At 47.0% G+C, this 4,710-nt stretch carries 6 protein-coding genes and 1 pseudogene; 1 reads left to right on the top strand and 6 read right to left on the bottom strand.

Going from position 1 to position 4,710, the window contains the following annotated elements; genetic code table 11:
• Positions 1 to 103: 103 nt before the first annotated feature.
• From FFT88_RS23985 to dicB, 3 genes are all read right to left on the bottom strand, one after another.
• Positions 104 to 2,590: an exonuclease gene (locus FFT88_RS23985; RefSeq protein WP_135405929.1), complete on the bottom strand. Its 2,487-nt coding sequence runs from the start codon at positions 2,588 to 2,590 to the stop codon at positions 104 to 106.
• 93 nt (positions 2,591 to 2,683) lie between these two features.
• A complete protein-coding gene (locus tag FFT88_RS23980; protein ID WP_135405930.1) occupies positions 2,684 to 2,875 on the bottom strand; it encodes a DUF1482 family protein in 192 nt (63 codons plus the stop codon).
• Positions 2,872 to 3,147, bottom strand: a complete 276-nt coding sequence (dicB, locus tag FFT88_RS23975) for a cell division inhibition protein DicB (protein WP_240731096.1) — start codon at positions 3,145 to 3,147, stop codon at positions 2,872 to 2,874. The genes FFT88_RS23980 and dicB overlap by 4 nt, the downstream gene beginning before the upstream one ends.
• A gap of 342 nt (positions 3,148 to 3,489) precedes the next feature.
• Between dicB and FFT88_RS23970 the strand changes: the two genes are divergently transcribed.
• Positions 3,490 to 3,945: a hypothetical protein gene (locus FFT88_RS23970; RefSeq protein WP_240731095.1), complete on the top strand. Its 456-nt coding sequence runs from the start codon at positions 3,490 to 3,492 to the stop codon at positions 3,943 to 3,945.
• 118 nt (positions 3,946 to 4,063) lie between these two features.
• Here FFT88_RS23970 and FFT88_RS25885 read toward each other — a convergent pair whose 3' ends face one another.
• The 3 genes and pseudogenes from FFT88_RS25885 to FFT88_RS25745 all read right to left on the bottom strand — a co-directional run.
• Positions 4,064 to 4,186, bottom strand: a complete 123-nt coding sequence (locus FFT88_RS25885) for a hypothetical protein (protein WP_276609675.1) — start codon at positions 4,184 to 4,186, stop codon at positions 4,064 to 4,066.
• A gap of 1 nt (position 4,187) precedes the next feature.
• Entirely contained in the window at positions 4,188 to 4,343 is a 156-nt protein-coding gene (locus tag FFT88_RS23965; RefSeq protein ID WP_135405932.1) for a DUF1391 family protein, read from the bottom strand.
• A gap of 193 nt (positions 4,344 to 4,536) precedes the next feature.
• Positions 4,537 to 4,710, bottom strand: a pseudogene (locus FFT88_RS25745) (transcriptional regulator); the annotation flags it as partial.

Here is a 4,710-nt window from a genome sequence, read left to right as displayed (position 1 = left end):
TATCTCGTGATCTCTTGAATCTCTGCTGGCGATAGCGTTAATTCGTACATGTGGTCACGTGCCTTACAGCATGACCGCCGTCAATATAATCCGGAGATGGCGGTCATGGTTGAACATTAAAATCAGCCTGATTTGGGATCAGTTTTTGCCAGATTGCTGAAACTTGTTTTGCCTGGTGGCGTGCATCATCGAGTGCATTGTGAGGTACACCTTCGAATGGAATAGCCGTCCTGACATCGAAGTCCAGGGCTTTTCCCAGCTCAACGATTGTGCGCACATCGCGATCGTTGTAGTAACGCCACGGGCAGGGGATCCCCTGCCGTTCATATGAACGGCGTAAAATCACATTGTCGAAGTTGGCTCCATTTCCCCAGATTTGGACAAAACTTTCGCCGGAGTTTTCGTTGATAAATTCCCGTAATTGCAGTAGAGCGTCATCTAACGGGATTTCATCGGTAAAAATGGCAGATTGCGCTTCGCGTGATTGCTTCGCCCACCACTTTATTGCTTTCCGGTCGATGATTCCGCCAGATGTTTCCAGATCGATAGCTTTGCTGAACTCCGGTCCCATCTCTCCGGTTTCGGGATCAAAAAATTTACCGCCAATAGAGTTGATTGGCGCATCAGGATTTGTTCCCATCGTTTCAAGGTCGACCGACAGGTGACTCCATACTCTGCTGGTGGATGTGGTTTTATGATGACCGTTCACCTTAACTAAGGGATCTGTCGCCACGCCAGTTTCACTACCGCTGGAGTGGTGATGATCACCGACAGCATTCTCCTTGTGAGGATGTTCAGCACCTTCCATTTCTTCAGGATTATTTTCCTGAGCTTCAACCTGATTTTCTCCATTGAATGTTTTCTGATATGTCGCGTCGCCCATCACCGCGCCACAGTCAGGGCTGTTGCCGCCGCCGGTCTGATCGCAGGCGGTGCAGATCTTTTCCGGTTCCTGTTGCGCTACTGGTTCAGGTTGTTTCGTTTCTGGCTCGTTTTGTTGCGTATTTGGGCTGTTTTGTTCCGCTTTCTGGTCGTTCTGTTCCGTTTCTTGCTGGTTCTGGTTCACAGAATCGCGGGTCTGGATCCCCTTAACCCATTTCGGATCATTCGGGTCGCTAATCCCTGCAACAAATTCACCACGTGATGCAGCGAGCAACTGATTGGCGTCAGGCTGGCTGATATTGGCTGCCTGCATAATTTTGTTTACTTCGTCAGCGGTAACTTTTACCGGCTCTGGTTGTGCGGTCGTGTCAGATGCACCAGTATTTTGTTGTGAACCTGAGTATGTGCCGTTTTTGCGGGCAAAATATTCTTCTTTCGTGATTTCAGTAGCCCCCGCAGCCAGCGCCCTGTCCAGGCCAGAAAGTTTGTTTGCGCGACCGTATTTTTCGCCATCCTTATCGGTGAAGAGGAAATAGAACGGCCCCTCACGCTCTACAGATGGTTCGACTTCCACTTTGCATTCGGTTTTTTCGTTGTCCGGAATTGCCGTTTCCACTGCATCAGCTTCTGGTACTGGCGACGGGAGAGTATTAGTTGTGCTCTGATTTGTTCCTTCATCTTCAAATACGCCCTTTGTAGTCAGGTATTCAGTAATGTATTTGCTCAGCGCCACGGGATCCTTGTGAATGTCGATCGGACGTTCACGAACAAGACCAAAAATCGTCTGACGAGTGTAGCGAATGGCATCAGGCTGTTTGCGCATTGATGCGGAGATGCGCTTCCAGTCTTCGCGATCTTTGGCGATAACTTCATTTTTTGCCCAGCGGTGGATGTTGCCGTCAATGTTTCCGGCATCCACGTCTCCAGGCCAGAGAGCGTAGGCCAGTTCGTCGTCCAGCGTTTTCCATGTCTGCTTGTATTCGCGACGAATGGTAGCAGTGACAGGGGGGATTTTTCCCGCCGGGTTTTCAGTGTGCTGTCGGTTGACTTTGGCGCGGGCAAGATCAACAACAGAAGTATATGCACCACCTTCTTTGCGCTCCTTTTCCAGGCGTTTTTTACGGTCGAGAAAATATGCCTGAACGTCGGGCCATTTGGCGGTTGGTTTTAAATCACGTCTGGCATCGTTGATGTATTCAATCTGACGTTCCGGATACATGGCGTTAATTTCTTTAGTCCGGATAATTGCCTCTGCGAGGTGTCCGTCAAAGGTCATCATGTCGTCATCGCCAAGAAGCCCGCTTGCGTTGATGACCATATCCACGGTGACGTTTTCATGTGCGCCAAACTTAACGAGAACAGCGGCCTGTTTGTCGTCGGATAACTGATCAAAGTTAACAATTTCTGTATTCGGCTCTGGTTCGACCGGGACAAAGGAAGACGATCCCTCATCCCAGCGGTTTTCCTGCATATATTCGGTATCCCAGGAATCAATGGCAGGGCGGGGCATGCCAGGTTTATCCTCACAGACAAGAAATTTATAAGCGCAGTCCTGAGCTGCCGGATATTGCTCCAGGAATTGCCATGCAAATTTTGCACGGGCGCGGCGCTCGTCGCCGGCTTCAATGGCAGTGGCTACAGCAACTGCACCTTCTTCCTTTATTGCCTGTTCGTCCGGAATGGCGGCGCAAATAAAGACTTTACTCATTTTGTTTTAACCTCATTACAGATTTAAGGGTGAACAAATCCCTGCCATTGCTGGCATATAAAAATGAAACCGGATATTTATTACGGTGCTGGTTTAAAGCCCTGCCGGGACTTCGTTATTATCCATGCGAATAACTTTATCAACCGGATAACAGTTGCCGGGAATTTTCTGTTCCGCTGCGGCAGCCATGCACTCTTTCATTGAACCATATATACCCGTAACCACATCAACCGGTTCGCCCGTATTAAGAAAAACGGTCAGAGTGAGAGCAATAGCAGTATTCATTGCCAGTATCCTTTTTGCATCAGGCGTGAACGGGCCAGCATTGAAGCAATGCATACCTTATTTAATAAATTCGGTTCGCGCTTTATCTGGTTAATGGCATCTTCAATAAACTGTTTTTTGCCAGTAATAACGCCAATTTCAAAACGAGTTTCAGGCGTAGTGGAATTGAGTAATAACGTTTCCATTATCGCGTCCTCAGGAATGAATTTTGTGATGCGGTGCCTGGTGCCTCCAGGTGACGTTAACCAGTTAACAATTAACGCCGGATGTATAAGGAGTTTCGTTACGCCAGTAAAAGGTCACTTTACTGTTTTAACTGAGCCGCATTCACCGCATCACAAAATTCACTTTAAAAAGGGCGGGTATCACAGGGAAAACAAAACGGATACCCGCCAAAAGGTAATCAACATGGGTTGTTGTAGCTGATTGCCACAACCGGAAGCGCACGGACTAAGATGCCGGCGGCACGCAACAGAGGGAGAAGTGACTTCGCCGTGCGCTTTCGTGTTGTGTGCCTGCTTTTAACCACGTCAGGCGAGGTGGTTCCTGTTATTCCCCAACAACAAGAAATTTGTATAATCCGGATATCCCCAACAACGAGAAGAGTATGTAACGTGATAGTTGAGTTCTCAGCAGCAATGTCGGCAATCAAAGAAACTGCGGTAATGGCAAAGGGTATTCTGAATGCCAAAAATCAAACTGAGATAAATTCCGCTGTCAGCGATATGCTTTCAAAACTTACGTCTGTTCAGTTTGAATGCGTATCGCTCATTGAGATGGTGCGCTCTTATCAGGAAGAAGCCGCATCTCTCAAAGCAAAAATTGCAGAGATAGAAGACTTTCAGCAACAGGCGGAAGGTTACAAACTTAACAAGCTTGATTCTGGAACTCTTGTGTATTCCAAGAAGCAATTTATAGGCGATACTGAGATAACAGTGCATCTTTGCCCACAATGTTTTGGAAAAAAGGTAATATCTGTACTGCAACCAATGGAAATAATGCGCCTTGATGCTCATTTTCGTACTTTTTGCCCCGCTTGCAATAATAAGTTCTGGATGAACTCAAGATAATTAACCGCTTAATAAGTTGGGACTATCCAGATTTTTAAAGAACATGCCGGATGCTTATCCGTGTCCGGCGCCCGCACTTCATCTGTGGAGAAGTGCTTGAGCTCATTGGTCAGTAGTTTTAATCACTCGCGAAACTGGAAAGCGCCTGTTTAAACTCACTGAAGCTGAGAGCTTCTTCGCCTTCGGCAAGGCCTTCGAAGTATTCTTCGTAAGCCTTTTCCATGATTGCGTCGAAATCCATATCACTCACCTGAGTTTCTTTCCAGCCAGCGACGGGCACCATTTTCGGTTTTAAACGTTTTGCTTTTGGTATACGTCATCGCGGTGAACGTACCGTCCTGGTTAGGAAACACGCCGTATGCCAGAGATTCGTTGTTGCCAAGATCGATAGTATCCATGTTGACCTCATTTCCCCTTAACGCCAGGGTGGCGGAACTGTTTGCTGAGAACACCGTGCGGTGTCTTGATGGAAGATAATTTAGTTTTCTCATGGTAATAGGTCAAGTGTTTTTGATGAGAAAACTCAATGTTTAATGCAAAACAAAGCCAATACATTGAAATGTAAGGCTTTAAAATTTGTGAAGGAGTGGGTTATTGATGTTTGTTACGTTTGCGAGCTTCTAGTAGCTCGGTAAATAGGCGATTAAAATTCTCAACACGGGCACGGAGTTCGCTGATTTGTGCTTGCTGCTCTGATTTTGGAAGTGCGCGATACAATCGCAACATCTCCAACTCATCTTCCGATAAGTCTAAGGAGCTGTTGAG

The organism is Escherichia sp. E4930 (assembly GCF_005845405.1).
Classification (GTDB): Bacteria; Pseudomonadota; Gammaproteobacteria; order Enterobacterales; family Enterobacteriaceae; genus Escherichia.
This window is presented reverse-complemented; position numbering and strand designations above follow the sequence as displayed.